The sequence below is a fragment of the Streptomyces sp. NPDC088762 genome (genome assembly GCF_044750905.1).
In the GTDB taxonomy this organism is placed as follows: Bacteria; Actinomycetota; Actinomycetes; order Streptomycetales; family Streptomycetaceae; genus Streptomyces.
Genome location: NZ_JBIVKT010000005.1, coordinates 52,028 through 69,405, shown reverse-complemented (window position 1 = coordinate 69,405; position 17,378 = coordinate 52,028). Strand labels below are relative to the sequence as shown.

The window sequence follows — 17,378 nt, the reverse complement described above, 5'->3', positions numbered from 1 at the left end:
CAGGCCGGAAAACCGGGTGAAATCGGCCAGATGGATACTTAACCCATCGGTCACAGACCGTTCGTGATCACGCAACACCCCTGCGCCACAGTGGTGTGCATGACTGACCGTATTCATGCCTCAGCCCAGCGTCCTCCGCGTCCCCACCGCCACCACTGGCGCCGCGACCTCGTCGAACTCGCCGCGCTCTTCTGCGCCGTCGCGGTCGCCGACGGCATCGCCAATCTCGTCGTGCACGGCCCGAAGGGCCCCGTCCTGCTGGTGGCCTCGGCCGTCGCGCTCCTGGTCACCGCCGCCTTCCACACCTGGTGGGCACGGCGGCACAGTCATGCTCCGCCGCCCGAGGGCACACCGCCCCCGACCACCACCGCCCCCACCACGACCACCCTGTGGCGGATGCGCACGACCGTCCGTGACGAGCCCGGCTCGCTGGCCGCGCTCTGCACCGCCCTCGCCCGGAGCCGGGTCGACATCCTCACCCTCCAGACCCACCCGCTCCCCGAGGGCGGCACGGTCGACGAGTTCCTGCTCCGCGCTCCGCAGGACCTGCCCTGCGCCGACCTCACCCGCGCCATCGCCGGGGCGGGCGGCCACAGCACCTGGATCGAGCGCGCCGACGCCCACGACCTGGTCGACACCCCGACGCGCGTCCTGGGCCTGGCGACCCGCACCGCGCTGGACGCCGCCGAACTCCCCCTCGCCCTGCGCCAGCTGCTCGGCCGCTGCACCATCCACTCCCTCCCGGCGACCACCCTCTCGGGCCGTCCCAACGCCGGAGCCGACGCCCCCGTCGAAGGGGTCCTGGAGTCCACCGTGATGCGCCTGCGCGACCCTTCGGGCGGCGCGATCACCGTCGAGCGGCCGTACCTCCCCTTCACCCCCACCGAGTTCGCGCGCGCCCGCGCCCTGGTCGAGCTCGACGCCCGGCTCGGCCCGCGCGTCCCGCGCAGCCAGGACGTGCTGACCCTGCCCGAGGGCAACGAGATCACCGTGCGCCGCGCCGACGGCTCCGACCAGGCCGCCGCCCGCGCGATGCACGACCGCTGCTCCGAGCGCACCCTGGGGCTGCGCTACCACGGCCCGGTCTCCGACGCCGACCGCTACCTCGGCCACCTGCTGAGCCCCCGCTTCGGCCGCACCCTCGCCGCCACCACCGCCTCCGGCAAGCTCGTCGCCCTCGGCCACCTGCTGTGGGACGGCGACGAGACCGAGGTCGCGCTGCTGATCGAGGACGACTGGCAGCGCCGCGGCATCGGCTCCGAACTGCTGCGCCGGCTGGTGTCGATGGCCGTCGAGGCCGGCTGCGACAGCGTGTACGCCGTCACCCAGGCCTCCAACACCGGCATGGTCGCCGCCATGCGCGGCCTGGGCCTCCCCCTCGACTACCAGATCGAGGAGGGCACCCTGGTGATCACGGCCCGCCTGGACGCCACCCCGGTCAGGTCCCGGCTGCCCTACGAGCTGCCCACCGGGCTCCCGTACGAGGGCCGGCACGGGAGCCCGTACGAGATCCCGTACGACCTCTCCCACGACCGGCAGGCGCCCCCGCGGGGCCGCCACTGAGCACCAGTCCCGCCTCGAACGCCGCCGATCCGCGGGCCCTTTCGCCCGCACCGCCCGCGGATCGGCGGCGCCCGGGGGCGCACCACCGCAGGACCGCTCGCCGCGCGTCAGCAGGTTGACGCTCCATGGTGATGACGCGACCCGGTCCCGCATACGAAGATGGCCGCATGTCAGAGATCCTCCACAACGGCAGCACCTCCCGGCTGCCCCGCCAGGTGGCCGACGCGTACGTCGACAACCTCATCGCCCTCGACCCGATCACGGGCACCTACCTGGGTGTCGCCGCGAGTTCCGGGAAGCTCCCCGACTTCTCACCGGCCGGCCGCGCGGCCCTCGCCGAGCTGTCCCGCACCACCCTCGCCCGCCTCGACGCAGCCGAGCGGCTGCCCGGCGCCGACAGCGACACCGAGCGCCGCTGCGCCCGTCTGCTCCGCGAACGCCTCACCGCCGAACTCGCGGTCCACGAGGCCGACGAGGACCTGTGCGCGGTCAGCAACATCCACAGCCCCGCCCACTCCGTCCGCGAGGTCTTCACCCTCACCCCCGCCGAAACCGACGAGGACTGGGCGGCGATCGCCGAGCGGCTGCGCGCCGTACCGGCCGCCTTCGAGGGTTACCGCGAGAGCCTCGCCCTCGGCCTGGAGCGCGGGCTGTACGGGGGCCCGCGCGCCACCGCCACCATGATCGGCCAGCTCACCACCTGGGCCGGTGAGGACGGCGACGAGCCCGCCTTCTTCCAGGACTTCGCCTCCGGCGGCCCCGACGCCCTGCGCGCCGAGCTGGACGAGGCGGCCGCGGGTGCCACCGCCGCCGTCACAGCGCTGCGCGACTGGATGAGCGCGGTGTACGCCCCGGCCGTCGAGGGCAAGCCGGACACCGTGGGCCGCGAGCGGTACGCCCGCTGGTCGCGCTACTTCAACGGGACGGACCTGGACCTGGACGAGGCGTACGCCTACGGCTGGTCGGAATACCACCGGCTGCTCGCCGAGATGAAGACCGAGGCGGACAAGATCCTCCCGGGCGCGGGACCGTGGGAGGCGCTGCGGTACCTGGACGACCACGGCACCCACATCGAGGGCGTGGACGAGGTGCAGGCCTGGCTGCAGGGCCTGATGGACGAGGCGATCGACAACCTCGACGGCACCCACTTCGAACTCGCCGAGCGGGTCCGGAAGGTGGAGTCGCGCATCGCCCCGCCGGGCGGGGCCGCGGCCCCCTACTACACCTCCCCCTCGGAGGACTTCTCCCGTCCGGGCCGCACCTGGCTGCCCACCATGGGCCAGACCCGCTTCCCCGTGTACGACCTGGTCTCCACCTGGTACCACGAGGGCGTCCCGGGACACCACCTCCAGCTCGCGCAGTGGACGCACGTGGCGGACCGGCTCTCGCGCTACCAGGCCACCGTCGGCATCGTCAGCGCCAACGCCGAGGGCTGGGCGCTGTACGCGGAACGGCTGATGGACGAACTGGGCTACCTCAAGGACGCGGAGCAGCGCCTGGGGTACCTGGACTGCCAGATGATGCGCGCGGCGCGGGTCATCGTGGACATCGGCATGCACCTGGGGCTGGAGATCCCGGCGGACTCGCCCTTCCACCCGGGCGAGACCTGGACCCCGGACCTCGCGCAGGAGTTCTTCGGCCTGCACAGCGGCCGGCCCGAGGACTTCGTGGTCAGCGAGCTGACCCGCTACCTGTCGATGCCGGGCCAGGCGATCGGGTACAAGCTGGGCGAACGCGCCTGGCTGCTGGGCCGGGACAACGCGCGGGCCGCGCACGGCGACGCCTTCGACCTGAAGGCCTGGCACATGGCGGCCCTGTCGCAGGGTTCGCTGGGGCTGGACGACCTGGTGGACGAGCTGTCGAAGCTCTGAGGCCCCCGCGGCGGCCGCACCTCACATGACGTACGGACGGGCCGCCCGCTTCCCCGGGGGGAGCGGGCGGCCCGTCCGTATGCCGCGTCCGTGGCTCAGCAGCCGCAGTCGTCCGAGTCGGTCGGCGCGGTCAGCGGGTCGGCCTCGGCGCGCTGCTGGTTGCCCTGCCAGGTCTCGACCTCGAAGCCCTCGCGGATCCAGTACTCGATGCCGCCGAGCATCTCCTTGACCTGGAAGCCCAGTTCGGCCAGGGCGAGGGCGGAGCGGGTGCCGCCGTTGCAGCCGGGGCCCCAGCAGTAGGTCACCACCGGGACGTTCTTGTCGAGGAGCCGCTCGGCCTGCTCGGGGATGAGGGCCGTGGGCAGGTGGATGGCACCGGGCACGTGGGCCTGGTCCCAGGACGGCGTGGAGCGGGAGTCGACCAGCTGGAAGCCGAGCTCGGCGCCCTGCTCGCGGTGGGCCTTGAAGGCACTGGCGACGTCCGACACGTCCGCGTGGAAGGCGAGGCTCGCCGCGAAGTAGGCGGCGGCCGCGGCCGGGGAGGCCGGCGGGACCCGCAGCACGGGGTTGGCGGTCGCGGGGGCGGTGGCGGTGGCGGTGTTCTGCGTCGTCGTCATGGCTCAAAATCTACGAACTGTTGATCACTCCGTGAAGTGATTTTCCCCGGCCTTTGTCTTGTTCACCCGGGGAATCCCCTGCTAGACCTGCGCCATGACCGGTTATTCCCCCGACGCCACCGACTGGCGGATCCTGGCGGCCCTCCAGCAGGACGGCCGCGCCAGCTTCACCGAACTCGCCCGCACCGTCTCCATGTCCGCGAGCGCCGTCACCGAGCGGGTGCGCCGGCTGGAGGAGGCCGGCGTCATCACCGGCTACACGGCCGTGGTCGACCACGAGAAGCTGGGCAAGACCATCCTGGCGCTGGTGCGACTGCGCTATCCGCACGGCAACTACAAGCCGTTCCACGACTTCCTGGACGCCACCTCCGAGATCCTGGAGGCCCATCACGTCACGGGCGACGACTGCTTCGTCCTCAAGGTGGCCGCCCGGTCGATGGCCCACCTGGAGGAGGTCACGGGCCGGATCGCCGGACTGGGTCCGGTGACCACCAGCATCGTCTACTCCTCCCCGCTCTCGCGGCGCCCGCTCAGTCCCTGAGCGCCGGCGTGCGGTGGCGCACCACCGAGCCGCCGCGCTGCTTGACGATCTCCAGCTGGGCCTGCACCCGGCTCCGCAGGTCGGCGACGTGGCTGACGATGCCGACGCTGCGGTCCCGCTCGCGCAGCGAGTCCAGTACGTCGAGCACCTCGTCCAGCGCCTGGTCGTCGAGGCTGCCGAAGCCCTCGTCGATGAAGAGGGTGTCCAGCCGCATGCCGCCCGCCTCGTCGGTGACCACGTCGGCGAGGCCCAGGGCGAGCGCGAGCGAGGCGAAGAAGGTCTCGCCGCCGGACAGGGTGGCGGTGTCCCGCTCGCTGCCGGTCCAGGCGTCGACGACGTGCAGCCCGAGCCCGGAGCGGCCCCGTCCACTCGCCCGTGCGTCGGAGTGGACCAGGGTGTAGCGGCCGCCGGACATGCGCAGCAGCCGTACGGTCGCGGCGGCGGCGACCTGCTCCAGGCGGGCTGCCAGCACGTAGGCCTCCAGCCGCATCTTGCGCTCGTTGTCGGCGGAGGTGCCCGCGGTCAGACCGGCCAGTCGGGCCACCCGTTCGTAGGCCTCGCGCAGCGGACCGAGTGCGCGCAGTTCCTGCTCGGCCTGCCGGGAGAGCCCGTCGAGCTCCTTGCACCGGACCCGGGCCGCGTCGACTGCCGATCCAGCCGTACGAAGCTTCGCCGCGGCCCGGGCTGCGCAGGCGTCGGCCTCCTCCGGCGCGGCCGGAGGCAGGGCTGCCGCCGCGGCGGTGTCGGTTTCGCCGAGGCGGTCCGCCAGCATGGCCTCCTCCGCCTGCCAGGCGTCCATGCGGCGTTGGAGCGCGGTGCGTTCGTACTCGGGGAGCACCGCGTCGGCCGCGGCCTCGACGGTGTCGAAACCGGCCTTGAAGGCGGCGTCGGCGAGCTGGTCGTCGGCCTCCTTCAGCCGGGCGGCGGTGGCCTCGGCCCGGCGCAGCGCGGCGGCGGCCGCGGTCACCATCCGGACCCGGTCCTCCAGGGTGCGGGCGCGGGCCGCGACGGTGGGCGCGCCGTCCCGTACCAGGGTGAGCTCGGCCTCCAGCGAGGCCTGCTCCCGGTCCAGGGCCTCGCGGCGGGAGACCCGGGCCGCGGCGCGCTCGGCGGCGGCGAGCCGGTCGGCGCTGCGCGCGGCGTGCTCCCGCTCGGCGCGGGCGAGGTGCTCGCGGGCGGCGTGCAGCCCGGCGGCCGCGGCATGGGCGGCGGCGTGCCGGGCGCTCAGGTCCGAGGTCAGCGCGAGGAGTTCGGCCGTGGTGGCGTCCCCGGCGGCGGAGGCGGCTTCGGTGCGGGCCTCCTCGACGGCGGCGAGCCGGCGCTCGACGGCGGCGCGGGCCGCCTCGGCCTGCTCGAAGAGGGCGTGCGCGGCGTCCTCGGCCGCCCGGTCCACATGTCCGGGCGCGGGCCGGGCCGGAGCGGGGTGCTCCGCCGAGCCGCAGACGGCGCAGGCCTCCCCGGCGACCAGCGCTTCGGCGAGCTCGGCGGCGATTCCACGCAGCCGGGCCTCCTTGAGCTCCAGCCAGCGCTCCCGGGCGGCGGCCGACTCCTCGCGCACGGAGAGCAGTTCGCCGGCGGTCCGCTCGGCGGTGGCGGCCAGCTCGTCCCGCCGCCGGGCGGCGTTCAGGTGCATCCGGGCGGGTTCCAGTCTGCCCGCGAGCTGCTCGGCCAGGGTCGCGGCCTGCTGTGCGGCGTCCACGCGCTCCGTCAGGGCGGCCCGGGTGGCCTCCCAGCGCTCCAGCCAGTCGGCGGATTCCCGGTACTGCTCCTCGGCGGCGCGGGCCTCGCGCTCCAGGTCGGCCCGCTCACGGCCGATCTCGGCGCTGCGCTGCTCGGAGCGGTGGGCGGCGCCCAGTGCTCCGAGGTCCTCGCGCAGCCGCTGCTCGACGGTGGCCAGCTGTTCGGCGCCCGCCTCCCGCAGCGGTGGCGGCAGCTCCGCCCGGGCGGCCGACTCCGCGTGCGCGGCGGCCAGGTGCGCGGCCGAGGCCGCCCCGCGCAGCTCCAGGGCCGGTGCCACGAGGGCGCCCCGCCGGGCCCGGTCCAGCAGTTCGCGGACCCGTTCGCGTTCGGGGGCGGCTTCGGCGAGCACGGCGGCCCGGCGGGCGGTCTCCGCGTGGCGGCGCTGGAGGCGGTCGAGCTCCCGCGCGTCCTCGGCGGCCCGCCGGGCCGCGGCGTACCGGCTCTCGACGGCGGCGAGCGCGTACTCGGCGACCGTCAGCCGCTCACGGGCGCTGCACCGGGCGACGGCCGCCCAGGCCCGGACGGCTTCGGCGAGCCCGGGGTCGCCGGGCTGGTGCCGGGGCAGCGGCCAGGCCCGCAGGTCGGCGCTGTCCCCGGCGGCCTGGGCGAGCCGCTGGGCGGTGTGGAGCACCTTCTCGTCACCGGCGCGCACCTTGGCCTCGGCGGCCCGGCGGCGTTCGGCGAGCAGGGCCTCGACGGCGGCGAAGCGGCGGGTGTCGAAGAGCCGCCCGAGCAGCCGGCCGCGCGCCGCTTCGTCGGCCCGCAGGAAGCGCGCGAACTCACCCTGGGGCAGCAGCACCACCTGGCAGAACTGCTCGCGGCTCATGCCGAGCAGCTGCTCGATCTCCTCGCCGATCTCCTGGTGGGAGCGGCTGAGCGCCTGCCAGCCGTCGGGGGTGTGCTCGCGCAGCCGGCTCTGCGCCTTGTCCTTGGTCGTCCCGGTGCCGCGCTTCTTGGGCCGGTCCTGTTCGGGGCGCCGGGTGATCTCCAGGCGGCGGCCGCCCACGGTGAGTTCGAGGGTGACCTCGGTGGGGGTGTCGGCGGCCGCGTGGTCGCTGCGCAGGCTCGTGCCGGGGGCCTGGCGGGGGCCCGGCACCGAGCCGTAGAGGGCGTAGCAGACGGCGTCCAGGACCGAGGTCTTCCCCGCGCCGGTGGGCCCGTGCAGGAGGAAGATCCCGGCGGCGGACAGGGCGTCGAAGTCGATCTCCTGGGGCTCGGCGAAGGGCCCGAAGGCCGTGACCTCGAGCCGGTGCAGCCTCATCGGTGGGTCTCCTGCCGGCTGTCCTCGGCCCGTACGGCGTCGAAGGCGCCCTGCAGCACGGCCCGCTCGGCCTCGTCGGCGTGGCCGCCGCCGCGTACGTGGGCGACGAAGTCCTCGGCGATCTCCTGGTCGCTGCGGCCCTTGAGCCGCTGCGCGTAGGAGGCGCCGGGCCCCTCCGTGCGGCCCTCGGGGTCGAAGGCGAGGCTGAGGGTGTGCGGGAAGCGTGCGGCGAGCCGGGCCATGGGGTCCTCGGGGCGTACGGGGTCGGTGAGGGTGGCCTCGACCCAGGCGTCCTCGTGCACCGCGTACGCCGGGTCCTCCAGCAGGTGCTCCAGCGGCCCGCGCAGCCGTGCGAGGGCCCGCGGGACGGGGGTGTCGATCCGCTCGGCGCTGACGAGCTCCCCTTCGGCGCCCAGTTCGATCAGCCACATGGTCTTGCGGTGGTGGACTTCCGAGAAGGAGTAGGCGAGCGGGGAACCGGAGTAGCGGACGCGTTCGTTGATCGTCTGGCAGCCGTGGAGGTGGCCGAGGGCGGCGTAGTCCACCCCGTCGAAGACGGAGGCGGGCACGGCCTCGACCCCGCCGACGGTGATGTCGCGCTCGCTGTCGCTGGCCTGCCCGCCGGTGACGAAGGCGTGCGCGAGGACGACCGAGCGGGTGCCGGGCGGGCGGGTGGCCAGGTCGGCCCGGATCCGGTCCATGGCCGCGCCCAGGACCGCCTCGTGGCTCACCTTCTCGGCTTCGAACTGCTCCTTGACCAGGGCCGGTTCCAGGTAGGGCAGCCCGTACAGCGCCACCTCGCCGTGTACGTCGGCCAGCACCACGGGGTCGGCGCAGCCGGCCGGGTCGGTCCTGAGGTGGATGCCGGCCCGGTCGATCAGCCGGGCCCCGACGCCGAGCCTGCGGGCGGAGTCGTGGTTGCCGGAGATCATCACGGTGGGAACGCCGAGCTCGGCGAGCCGGTGCAGGGCCCGGTCGTACAGCTCGACGGCGGGCAGCGGGGGCACGGCCCGGTCGTAGATGTCCCCGGCGACGAGGACGGCGTCGACCTCGTGCTCGCGGACGGTCTCGACGAGGTGGTCGACGAAGGCGGCCTGGGCCCCGAGCAGGTTCACGCGGTGGAACGCCCGGCCGAGGTGCCAGTCGGAGGTGTGCAGGAACTTCACTCGCCGGCCCCGCCCCGCATGCCGTCTCCCCCTGGTCGCCCCGCTCGATGGATTTCTGAACCCCACTACGCTAACGCGTTCCTCAGGGCGCGTACGTCTCTCCGCCGAGGGTGAGGCCGGCGCTGCCGGCGGTGGTGTCGGCGAGCCAGGCCTCGAAGGCGGGCAGATCCGCCTCGGGAAGGGCGACCTCGATCTCGACCTGCGCCCCGTAGCGCAGGTCGACCACGGTCCGGCCGGTGGAGCGCAGGTCGTTCTGGGTCTTGCCGGCCCGCTGGTGGTCCACGGTGACGGTGGCCAGCCGGTACCGGCGGCGGGTGACGGTGCCGAGCACGTCGAGGGCTTCCCCGACGACCCCGCCGTAGGCCCTGATCAGGCCGCCGGCGCCGAGCTTCACGCCACCGTAGTAGCGGGTGACGACGGCCACGGCGTAGCGGATGTCCCGGCGCATGAGCATCTGCAGCATGGGCACCCCGGCGGTCCCGCCGGGCTCGCCGTCGTCACTGGCCTTCTGGACCGAGGCGTCGGCGCCGACCACGTAGGCGAAGCAGTTGTGCGAGGCGGTGGGGTGCTCCTTGCGGACGCGCGCGACGAACTCCTGCGCCTCCTCCTCGGTCGCGGCGGGCGCCAGCGAACACAGGAAGCGCGAGCGGTTGATCTCGGACTCGTGCACGCCCTCGCGGGCCACCGTCACGTACTGGTCTGCCTTCACCGCTCCACCCTACGGGGAATCGGACATGCGTCCGTGCGGTTGAGAGGGCGGAGCAGCGGCCGGAGGGGCCGCTGGGAACGGCAGGAGGCGGCGCACGTGTACGGCGATCCGGCAACCATCCGCAAGATCCTCACCGAGCTGGGCGACACCTGGGCCGTGGTGGGGCTCTCGAACAACCAGGACCGGGCGGCCTACGGTGTGGCCCGCGTGCTCCAGCGGTTCGGAAAGCGCGTGGTGCCCGTGCACCCGAAGGCCGAGACGGTCCACGGGGAGCCGGGGTATGCGTCGCTGGCGGAGATTCCGTTCAAGGTGGACGTGGTGGACGTCTTCGTGAACAGCTCCCTGGCCGGGGCCGTGGCCGACGAGGCGGTCGCGGCGGGCGCCGGGGCCGTCTGGTTCCAGCTGGACGTCGTCGACGAGGCGGCCTTCGCGCGTACCCGTGCGGCGGGGCTGGACATGGTCATGGACCGTTGCCCGGCGATCGAGATCCCCGCTCTCGGTCTCCGCTGACGTCTCCTGATGCCAGGGGCCGTCTTCCGGATCAGGCCCGGGGCCTGTCTTCCGGATCAGGCCCCGGTCCGCCACGGCGGTGGGGCCGCGAGCTCGGCGCCACCGCCGTTTCCGTGCCCCGGCTCTCCCCGGGCGCCCGACGCGGCACCGTCGTTCAATGGACGTATGCGACGCAACAGCAAGCGCAGGGGGCTGACCGTGGCCGCAGGGCTCGCCCTGGCCGCCGGGACCGTCGCCGCCGCACCGTCGCCGAGCCCCGGCGGCGGCGGCTTCGACCTGGCGAGGGCCCTGGACACGCTGGACACGCAGGTGCAGGACGGCATGCGCCGCACCGGGGTGCCCGGCGTCTCCGTGGCCGTCGTCTACGACGACAAGGTCGTCTACCTCAAGGGCTTCGGGGTCCGCAGCACCGACGCCCCGGGCGACAAGGTCGGCCCGGACACCGTCTTCCAGCTCGCCTCGGTCTCCAAGCCGGTGGCCTCCACCGTCCTGGCCCAGGCCCTCGGCGCCGACGGCTTCGACGACCCGCTCAAGGGCGTCACCCTCAAGGACCCCTGGGTCAGCTCGCACGTCACCGCGGCCGACCTGCTCTCGCACCGCTCCGGCCTGCCCGACCACTCGGGCGACCTCCTGGAGGACCTGGGCTACGACCAGGCGTACATCCTGTCGCACCTGCGCTACGAGCCCCTCGGCCCGTTCCGCACCGGCTACGCGTACACCAACTTCGGCTTCACGGCGGCCGCCGAGGCCGTCGCGAAGGCCAAGGGCGTGCCCTGGGCCAAGCTCTCCGAGGACCTGCTGTACAAGCCCGCCGGAATGACGCACACCAGCTCCCGCTTCAGCGACTACGAGAAGGCGGCCGACCGCGCCCTGACACACGTCAAGACCGCCGACGGCACCTGGAAGCCGCGCCACGTCCGCAACGCCGACGCACAGACCGCGGCCGGCGGCGTCAGCTCCAACGCCCGGGACATGGCCCGCTGGCTGCGCCTCCAGCTGGGCGGCGGAAAGATCGACGGCCGGCAGGTCATCAACAGCGCGGGCCTGGCCGAGACCCACGTCCCGCACAGCATCAGCCAACCGCCCGCCGAACCGAACACCCAGCCCGGCTTCTACGGCCTGGGCTGGAACGTGCGCTACGACGACCACGGCCGGCTGCGCCTGGGCCACGCCGGCGGCTTCGCACTCGGCGCCAACACCAACGTCACGCTGGTACCCGCCGAGAAACTGGCCATCGTGGTGCTCACCAACGGCGCCCCCACGGGCCTCCCCGACACCGTCGCCCTCGACTTCTTCGACACCGCGGAGTTCGGCAAGCCCAGCCGGGACTGGCTGCCCGTGGTGGCCGAGGCCTACAAGGAGCAGCTCAGCGAGGGCCGCTCGAAGACGGACTTCGCCAAGCCGCCCGCGAACCCGAAGCCGGCCCGCGAGGACAGCGCGTACACCGGCACGTACACCAACCCGTTCTACGGGCGGGCCACCGTCACGGCCGGCCCGGGCGGCGGGCTGGTGCTGCACCTGGGCCCGAAGCCGATGGACTTTCCCCTCACCCACTACGACGGGGACACCTTCAGCTTCGAGACCGTCGGCGAGAACGCCATCGGCCGCACCGGAGTGACCTTCACTGGCGGCAGGATGCGGGTGGAGTACCTGGACGCCAACGGCCTCGGCACCTTCGAGAAGGGCAGCCAGGACGATTCCTCGGGGTCACCCCGCTGACCGGACGAAGAGGACGGCGGCCTCCGGTACTCCGCCGGGCCCCTGCCGTCAGTGCCGCGGATCGGCCGGGCGCACCGGCGGGATCGACACGGCCATGGTCATCTCCATCGGCCGGTCGCCCTCGTTGCGGTAGGCGTGCGGCAGGTTCGCCTCGAAGGAGACGGCTCCGCCCGCCGGGACGGCGTACGTCTCGCCGGCGACCTCCAGCGTCAGTTCCCCGGCCGTGACGTGCAGCATCTCGAAGGTTCCGGCCGGGTGCGGGTCCGAGGCCGTACCGTCGCCCGGCTCCAGCCGGTAGGTCCACATCTCGACCGGCCCGCGCCGGTCGTCCCCGAGGAGCATGCTCGCGCTGCTGCCGGCTCCGGTGGTCCACATCCGCACCCCCTGCCCCGGCTGCACCACGTGCACGGTCGGGGTGCGGTCGTGGTCGAGCAGGGTGGTGATGCTGACCCCGAGGGCGTCGGCCAGTTTGACCGTGGTGCCGACGCTGGGGTTCGTACGGGCCTGCTCGATCTGGATGATCATCCCGCGGCTGACCCCTGCCCGGGCCGCCAGCGAGTCCAGGGTGAAGCCGCGTTCGCCGCGCCAGCGCTTGAGGTTCCGGGCCAGCGCCTGCGTGAGCTGTTCGAGATCCGACACCATTCCGTCCAATATTCTGGATGACGCAGTTCACTGGAGTGAACTATCGTGCGGTACGGTGCGGGTGTATTCGATGCTGCACCCTTCCGTCCACTGCACTGCACTGTACGGCGACACTGTACTGCGACTCCGACAGCGAGGTCCTGCCCCATGACCGCCTTCTTCGCCCTGGCCACAGCCGTGCTGTGGGGCCTCGCTGATTTCGGCGGCGGGCTGCTCACGCGCCGGCTCCCGGCGCTGACGGTAGTGGTCGCCTCGCAGGTCGTCGCGGTCGCCGTGCTCGGCGCGGTCGTGCTCGGCACCGGCGCCTGGCGGGAGGCGGGGCCGCAGCTGTGGTTCGCGGTCGGCGCGGGCCTGGTGGGACCGGTCGCGATGCTCAGCTTCTACAAGGCCCTGGCCCTCGGCCCCATGGGCGTGGTCTCACCGCTGGGCTCCCTCGGGGTGGTGGTGCCCGTCGCGGCGGGGCTGATCCTGGGCGAGCGGCCGGGAGTCGGCCAGTTCGCCGGGATCGCGGTGGCCGTCGTCGGCATCGTCCTGGCCGGTGGTCCGGAACTGCGCGGGGCGCCCGTCCAGCGCCGGGCCGTCGTCCTGACCCTGGTCGCGGCCTTCGGCTTCGGCGCGGTGATGGCCCTGATCGCACAGGCGTCCACCACCGTCACCGGGCTGTTCCTCGCGCTGTTCGTACAGCGGGTCACCAATGTCGCCGTCGGCGGCGGCGCCCTGTGGGTCCAGACCCGGCGCGGCTCCGCGGCCCTCCCCGCAGGCGCGGGCCCGCGGATCCTGTGGGGGTTGCTGCCCGCGCTGGCCTTCGTCGGCCTCGCGGACGTCGCGGCCAACGGCACCTACTCCGTGGCCGCCCAGAACGGCCCGGTCACCCTGGCCGCCGTACTCTCCTCGCTCTACCCGGTGATCACCGCGCTCGCGGCCTTCGCCGTGCTCAAGGAGCGCCTGCGTCCCGTCCAGGCCGCGGGCGCCGGCCTGGCCCTGGCGGGGACGGTCCTGCTGGCGGCCGGCTGAGTCCCTCACCGAGCGCGCCGGCGCCGAAGCCACGGCCAGGGGGTCTAGGGGGTGTCTTACGGATCAGGCCGGGCTCGCGGTGTCCGGCACCGCTCCCTCATCCGGCCTGATCCGTAAGACACCCCCTAAGCCTGTTCGGGTTCCAGTTCCTCCAGCTCCGCGAGTTCCGCCAGCCCCCGCAGCTGCTCCGAGGTCATCCCGTCGGGGATCGGCACCGGCGCCGGAGTGCGCAGCGGCGGCTGCCAGCCCGTCTCCGGTTCCCAGCGCCGTACGATGCGCGCCGGCGCCCCCGCCACGACCGCGTGGTCCGGCACCTCGCCCCGTACGACGGCCCCCGCGGCCACGACGACATTGCGGCCCAGCCGTGCGCCGGGCAGGACGACCGCGCCGGTACCGAGCCAGCACCCGGGGCCGATCTCGACCGGCGCGCTGCGCGGCCACTGCTTGCCCACGGGCTGGTGCGGGTCGTCGTAGCTGTGGTTCGTGGAGGTGATGTACACGCCGGGGCCGCAGAAGGTGTCGTCCCCGATGGTGATGCGGGCGTCGGCGATGACGTGGCTGTCCCGGCCGATGACGACCCCGTTGCCGAGGACCAGCATCGGCTCCGTCCCGAGGTCGAGGTCCGGCATCATCCCGGCGGTGAGGGTGACCTGCTCGCCGATGATGCAGTAGTCGCCGAGCCGGATCCACCGCTCGCCGAAGACCGTGCCCTGCGGGAAGGCCAGCCGGGTGCCGTGCCCGATCGCGCCGAAGCGCAACCGCCCCGGCGTCCGGGCGGTGACCGCGCCGGCCTGCTGCATCCAGCGCCAGCCGGCGTGGACGGCGCGGTTCGCCAGCCGGCGGCGCAGGACCGCCAGAGCCGTCAGAGATGAGAACGTGTTCTGGTTTCTCGGCACCCGGCCACGGTAGTGCGCCCGGCGCCGCTCGTACGGACCCGGATCCTGTGATCTTCACCCCATCCGGAGCGGGGCGGGACGCGTGCCCTACCGTGCCGGTAGCGCGGCATCCGGAAACAGAGGAATGATCATGACGTCTCAGCAGGCGCCCCAGGGCCAGGCAGGCCAGGCACTCATCGCGGCCGTGGGCGGGAAGCAGCCGTCCGTCGACCCGACGGCCTTCGCGGCACCCACCTCCGTCGCGGTCGGCGACGTCACCCTGGCCGCCGGCGCGAGCATCTGGTACTCGGCGGTGCTGCGCGCCGACTGCGGTCCGATCACGCTCGGCGCGGACAGCAACGTGCAGGACAACTGCACGCTCCACGTGGATCCGGGTTTCCCGGTCTCGATCGGCGAACGCGTGTCCATCGGCCACAACGCCGTCGTGCACGGCTGCACCGTGGAGGACGACTGCCTGATCGGCATGGGCGCGACCGTACTGAACGGCGCGGTGATCGGCGCCGGGTCGCTCGTGGCCGCCCAGGCGCTGGTTCCGCAGGGCATGGTCGTCCCGCCGGGCTCGCTGGTGGCGGGCGTCCCGGCCAAGGTGCGGCGCGAGCTCACCGCGGAGGAGCGCGAGCACATCAGGATCAACGCCGCGATGTACGTGGAACTGGCCAAGCAGCACCGCGCGTCGGTGACCCCGGAGGCATAGGAGGTCTCCGGCGGCCGGTCAGGAAGTGCGCGGACCGGCCCCGTGGAGGAGGGTGTCGACGATCCTGGTCGCGAGGGCGTCGGGCCCGGCGGCGAGGTCGCGGCCGGTGGCGTTCTCGCCGTGCAGGGCCTCGCCGATGAGGGCGTAGAAGACGCGGCGCACCCACTCCAGCTCGGCATCCGGGGCGATCACCCCCTCGGCCTGGAGCCGGCCGAGCAGCTCGGTACAGCGGTGGGCGATCTCCTCGTGCGTCCGCGCGGCCCGCTCGCTCTGGGCCGCGCCCGGCCCGAGGGCGAAGCCCCAGGCCGCCTTGACCCGCAGCACGTTGGCGGTGGCGCGGTGCAGTGCGACCAGCGGTGGGGCGGTGTCGGGGTGGCCGTCCTCGATGGCCTCCGAGAGCTTCGACGCCGCTTCGGCCGCCAGGGCGTCGACCAGCGCCTGCCGGTTGGCGAACCGCCGGTGGACGGTGGTGCGGGTGACTCCGGCGGCTTCGGCGATCTGCTCCATCGACGCGCCCGGATGCTCCGCCAGGACGCGCTCCGCGGCCTCCAGGATCGCGCGGACGCTGCGCTCCGCGTCGGCCCGCAGCGGGCGGCCCGCCGTCTTGCTCATCTCATGCCTCCCACGCTCGGTTGCCCGAGACGTTACAGCGCGGCAGCGTCTTTTCCGTTAAGTGACACAAGGCTGTTGCAGATACTCGGAAATTGGATACGCTTGTGTCACAGATGACGGGACGTCGTCGGATCGATCCGCTCGTCCCGCGCTTCCCGACAGAGACAAGGAGCACCACCCTGTGCGTACCACTGCTCTGATCACCGGCGCGTCGTCCGGCCTCGGTGCGGAATTCGCCGCCCAGCTTGCGGCGCGCGGCCACGACCTCGTCCTCGTCGCCCGGTCGGCCGACCGCCTTGCCACCCTCGCCCGCCGGCTCGGCGAGGCCCACGGGGTGACCGCGCACGTCCTGGTCCAAGACCTCGCCGAGCCGGACGCCGCACGCCGCATCGGCGCCGAACTGGCCGACCGCGGCCTGACCGTGGACGTGCTGGTCAACAACGCGGGCTTCGGGACCTGCGGCCGCTTCGAGGAGATCGACGGGCAGCGCGATCACGACCAGCTGATGGTCAACGTCGTCTCGCTGGTGGATCTCACCCACGAGGTGCTGCCCGGCATGCTCGCGCGCGGCCGGGGCTCGGTGGTCAACGTGGCGTCCACCGCCGCCTTCCAGCCGACGCCGTACTTCGCCGTCTACGGCGCGTCCAAGACCTTCGTGCTCGACTTCAGCCTCGCGCTCCGCCAGGAGTACCGCCGGCGCGGCATCCGCGTGCTCGCGCTCTGTCCCGGGCCGGTGGAGACCGCGTTCTTCGACGTCATCGGGACTCGGAAGGCTGCCGTCACCGGATCGTTCACCACGCCGGAGCCGGTGGTCCGGGCCGCGCTGCGGGCCCTGGACGCCGACCGTGCCTATGTCACCCCCGGACTCTCCAACGCGGTGACGGCCCACCTGTCGCCCCGCCGCCCGCGCACCCTGGTCGCGGCGATCGCCGAGCGGATCTCGCGGGGTGTCCGCGACGCACCGAAGGACGCCCGGGACGCACAGGACTCACCCGCACGGAAGGATGCGCAGGCGGCCGCCTGACCGTCACGGGCCGGACGGCACCGTGGTCCGGTGCGCCGGGCGGCGCGGTGGACCGGTCCACCGTCGCCACGGGCCCTCGAGCGGCCGCGCTGTCGAGGCCGCTTGGTCGAGGGCGCGCCCTCAGTCGGCGACCGGAACGGGGGCCACCGGCTCAGCGGTGGCGGCTGCCGCGGCGGCCTTCTTCATCCGGCTGCGCACGACGAGCGTCACCACGAGCCCGAACAGCACGGCGAGCCCCAGCGCCAGCCAGGAGAACCGCTTCAGCCACGGCTCGGCCACGACCCCGACCGAGTAGATGACGGCCGTGGTGCCGCCCGCCCACAGGATCCCGCCGAGGACGTTCGCGATCAGGAACCGCCAGTACGGCATGTGCAGCCCGCCCGCCAGCGGCCCGGCGAAGATCCGCAGCAGGGCCACGAAGCGGCCGAAGAAGACGGCCCACATGCCCCAGCGCTCGAAGGAGCGTTCCGCCACGGCCACGTGCTCTGGCCCGAAGTGCTTGGGGAAGCGCCGCCCCAGCCGTTCCAGCAGCGGCTTGCCGCCCCTGCGTCCGATGGCGTAGCCGATCGAGTCGCCCACGATCGCCCCCGCGATCGCGCAGATCCCCAGCACCACCGGGTCGATCTCGCCGTGCTGCGACGCCAGCAGCGCCGAGCTGACGAGGATGATCTCTCCCGGCAGCGGGATGCCCAGGCTCTCCAGTCCGATGACCAGACCCACCAGGAGATAGATGCTGACCGCCGGAATCGTCTCCAGCCATTCCTGGATGTGCACCGGTACGTCCTCCCGTGTCGTCCCC

The 17,378-nt window shown here is 73.5% G+C and carries 16 protein-coding genes; 8 read left to right on the top strand and 8 right to left on the bottom strand.

All coding sequences use genetic code 11. The features are described from left to right. The first annotated feature begins 99 nt into the window (after positions 1–99). Together ACIP5M_RS14555 and ACIP5M_RS14550 are read left to right on the top strand one after the other, a co-directional pair. Positions 100–1,563, top strand: coding sequence for a GNAT family N-acetyltransferase (locus ACIP5M_RS14555; protein ID WP_401196486.1), 1,464 nt, complete (start codon positions 100–102; stop codon positions 1,561–1,563). A gap of 167 nt (positions 1,564–1,730) precedes the next feature. Next, positions 1,731–3,434, top strand: a complete 1,704-nt coding sequence (locus tag ACIP5M_RS14550) for a DUF885 domain-containing protein (RefSeq protein ID WP_401196485.1) — start codon at positions 1,731–1,733, stop codon at positions 3,432–3,434. 95 nt (positions 3,435–3,529) lie between these two features. Here ACIP5M_RS14550 and ACIP5M_RS14545 read toward each other — a convergent pair whose 3' ends face one another. Next, the gene (locus tag ACIP5M_RS14545; RefSeq protein ID WP_401196482.1) at positions 3,530–4,051 is read right to left on the bottom strand and encodes a rhodanese-like domain-containing protein; all 522 of its coding nucleotides are present in this window, start codon (positions 4,049–4,051) and stop codon (positions 3,530–3,532) included. A 94-nt stretch (positions 4,052–4,145) separates the two neighbouring features. On the opposite strand from ACIP5M_RS14545, the gene ACIP5M_RS14540 reads away from it, so the two are divergent. Beyond that, on the top strand, positions 4,146–4,592 hold the full coding sequence (locus tag ACIP5M_RS14540) for an Lrp/AsnC family transcriptional regulator (RefSeq protein WP_401196480.1): 447 nt from the start codon (positions 4,146–4,148) through the stop codon (positions 4,590–4,592). Here the strand turns inward: ACIP5M_RS14540 and ACIP5M_RS14535 are convergent. The 3 genes from ACIP5M_RS14535 to ACIP5M_RS14525 form a co-directional block, all read right to left on the bottom strand. Next, positions 4,582–7,593, bottom strand: a complete 3,012-nt coding sequence (locus ACIP5M_RS14535; protein ID WP_401196478.1) for an AAA family ATPase — start codon at positions 7,591–7,593, stop codon at positions 4,582–4,584. The two genes, ACIP5M_RS14540 and ACIP5M_RS14535, sit on opposite strands and share 11 nt — an antisense overlap. Further along, positions 7,590–8,759 carry an exonuclease SbcCD subunit D gene (locus ACIP5M_RS14530; RefSeq protein WP_401196476.1) on the bottom strand — a complete coding sequence of 390 codons (1,170 nt, stop codon included), beginning with the start codon at positions 8,757–8,759 and terminating at the stop codon, positions 7,590–7,592. Before ACIP5M_RS14530 ends, ACIP5M_RS14535 begins: the two co-directional genes overlap by 4 nt. 82 nt (positions 8,760–8,841) lie before the next feature. Further along, a complete protein-coding gene (locus ACIP5M_RS14525; protein WP_401196474.1) occupies positions 8,842–9,468 on the bottom strand; it encodes a YigZ family protein in 627 nt (208 codons plus the stop codon). 96 nt (positions 9,469–9,564) lie between these two features. Here ACIP5M_RS14525 and ACIP5M_RS14520 point away from each other — a divergent pair, with 96 nt between their 5' ends. Both ACIP5M_RS14520 and ACIP5M_RS14515 read left to right on the top strand, forming a co-directional pair. Further along, positions 9,565–9,978, top strand: a complete 414-nt coding sequence (locus ACIP5M_RS14520; RefSeq protein ID WP_401196471.1) for a CoA-binding protein — start codon at positions 9,565–9,567, stop codon at positions 9,976–9,978. A 165-nt stretch (positions 9,979–10,143) separates the two neighbouring features. Further along, positions 10,144–11,697, top strand: a complete 1,554-nt coding sequence (locus tag ACIP5M_RS14515) for a serine hydrolase (protein WP_401196470.1) — start codon at positions 10,144–10,146, stop codon at positions 11,695–11,697. 48 nt (positions 11,698–11,745) lie between these two features. On the opposite strand, the gene ACIP5M_RS14510 is transcribed toward ACIP5M_RS14515, so the two are convergent. Continuing rightward, positions 11,746–12,336, bottom strand: a complete 591-nt coding sequence (locus ACIP5M_RS14510; protein WP_401197186.1) for a helix-turn-helix domain-containing protein — start codon at positions 12,334–12,336, stop codon at positions 11,746–11,748. A gap of 150 nt (positions 12,337–12,486) precedes the next feature. On the opposite strand from ACIP5M_RS14510, the gene ACIP5M_RS14505 reads away from it, so the two are divergent. After that, the gene (locus tag ACIP5M_RS14505) at positions 12,487–13,353 is read left to right on the top strand and encodes an EamA family transporter (RefSeq protein WP_401196468.1); all 867 of its coding nucleotides are present in this window, start codon (positions 12,487–12,489) and stop codon (positions 13,351–13,353) included. 125 nt (positions 13,354–13,478) lie between these two features. On the opposite strand, the gene ACIP5M_RS14500 is transcribed toward ACIP5M_RS14505, so the two are convergent. Beyond that, a complete protein-coding gene (locus tag ACIP5M_RS14500; protein WP_401196467.1) occupies positions 13,479–14,249 on the bottom strand; it encodes an acyltransferase in 771 nt (256 codons plus the stop codon). A 130-nt stretch (positions 14,250–14,379) separates the two neighbouring features. On the opposite strand from ACIP5M_RS14500, the gene ACIP5M_RS14495 reads away from it, so the two are divergent. Continuing rightward, positions 14,380–14,943: a gamma carbonic anhydrase family protein gene (locus ACIP5M_RS14495; protein WP_401196465.1), complete on the top strand. Its 564-nt coding sequence runs from the start codon at positions 14,380–14,382 to the stop codon at positions 14,941–14,943. Positions 14,944–14,961: 18 nt separating this feature from the next. On the opposite strand, the gene ACIP5M_RS14490 is transcribed toward ACIP5M_RS14495, so the two are convergent. Next, positions 14,962–15,555: a TetR/AcrR family transcriptional regulator gene (locus ACIP5M_RS14490; RefSeq protein WP_401196464.1), complete on the bottom strand. Its 594-nt coding sequence runs from the start codon at positions 15,553–15,555 to the stop codon at positions 14,962–14,964. 181 nt (positions 15,556–15,736) lie between these two features. On the opposite strand from ACIP5M_RS14490, the gene ACIP5M_RS14485 reads away from it, so the two are divergent. Further along, positions 15,737–16,579 (top strand): SDR family NAD(P)-dependent oxidoreductase, encoded by an 843-nt coding sequence (locus tag ACIP5M_RS14485; protein WP_401196461.1) that lies wholly within the window; start codon positions 15,737–15,739, stop codon positions 16,577–16,579. Positions 16,580–16,699: 120 nt separating this feature from the next. Here ACIP5M_RS14485 and ACIP5M_RS14480 read toward each other — a convergent pair whose 3' ends face one another. After that, positions 16,700–17,353, bottom strand: a complete 654-nt coding sequence (locus ACIP5M_RS14480) for a DedA family protein (protein WP_401196458.1) — start codon at positions 17,351–17,353, stop codon at positions 16,700–16,702. Between the last annotated feature and the right edge of the window lie 25 nt (positions 17,354–17,378).

Excerpts from the sequence above, each read along its gene's own strand:
- ACIP5M_RS14555 (WP_401196486.1), top strand. The coding sequence starts at position 100 with ATGACTGACCGTATTCATGCCTCAGCCCAGCGTCCTCCGCGTCCCCAC.
- ACIP5M_RS14550 (WP_401196485.1), top strand. The coding sequence starts at position 1,731 with ATGTCAGAGATCCTCCACAACGGCAGCACCTCCCGGCTGCCCCGCCAG.
- ACIP5M_RS14545 (WP_401196482.1), bottom strand. The coding sequence starts at position 4,051 with ATGACGACGACGCAGAACACCGCCACCGCCACCGCCCCCGCGACCGCC.
- ACIP5M_RS14540 (WP_401196480.1), top strand. The coding sequence starts at position 4,146 with ATGACCGGTTATTCCCCCGACGCCACCGACTGGCGGATCCTGGCGGCC.
- ACIP5M_RS14535 (WP_401196478.1), bottom strand. The coding sequence starts at position 7,593 with ATGAGGCTGCACCGGCTCGAGGTCACGGCCTTCGGGCCCTTCGCCGAG.
- ACIP5M_RS14515 (WP_401196470.1), top strand. The coding sequence starts at position 10,144 with ATGCGACGCAACAGCAAGCGCAGGGGGCTGACCGTGGCCGCAGGGCTC.
- ACIP5M_RS14505 (WP_401196468.1), top strand. The coding sequence starts at position 12,487 with ATGACCGCCTTCTTCGCCCTGGCCACAGCCGTGCTGTGGGGCCTCGCT.
- ACIP5M_RS14495 (WP_401196465.1), top strand. The coding sequence starts at position 14,380 with ATGACGTCTCAGCAGGCGCCCCAGGGCCAGGCAGGCCAGGCACTCATC.
- ACIP5M_RS14490 (WP_401196464.1), bottom strand. The coding sequence starts at position 15,555 with ATGAGCAAGACGGCGGGCCGCCCGCTGCGGGCCGACGCGGAGCGCAGC.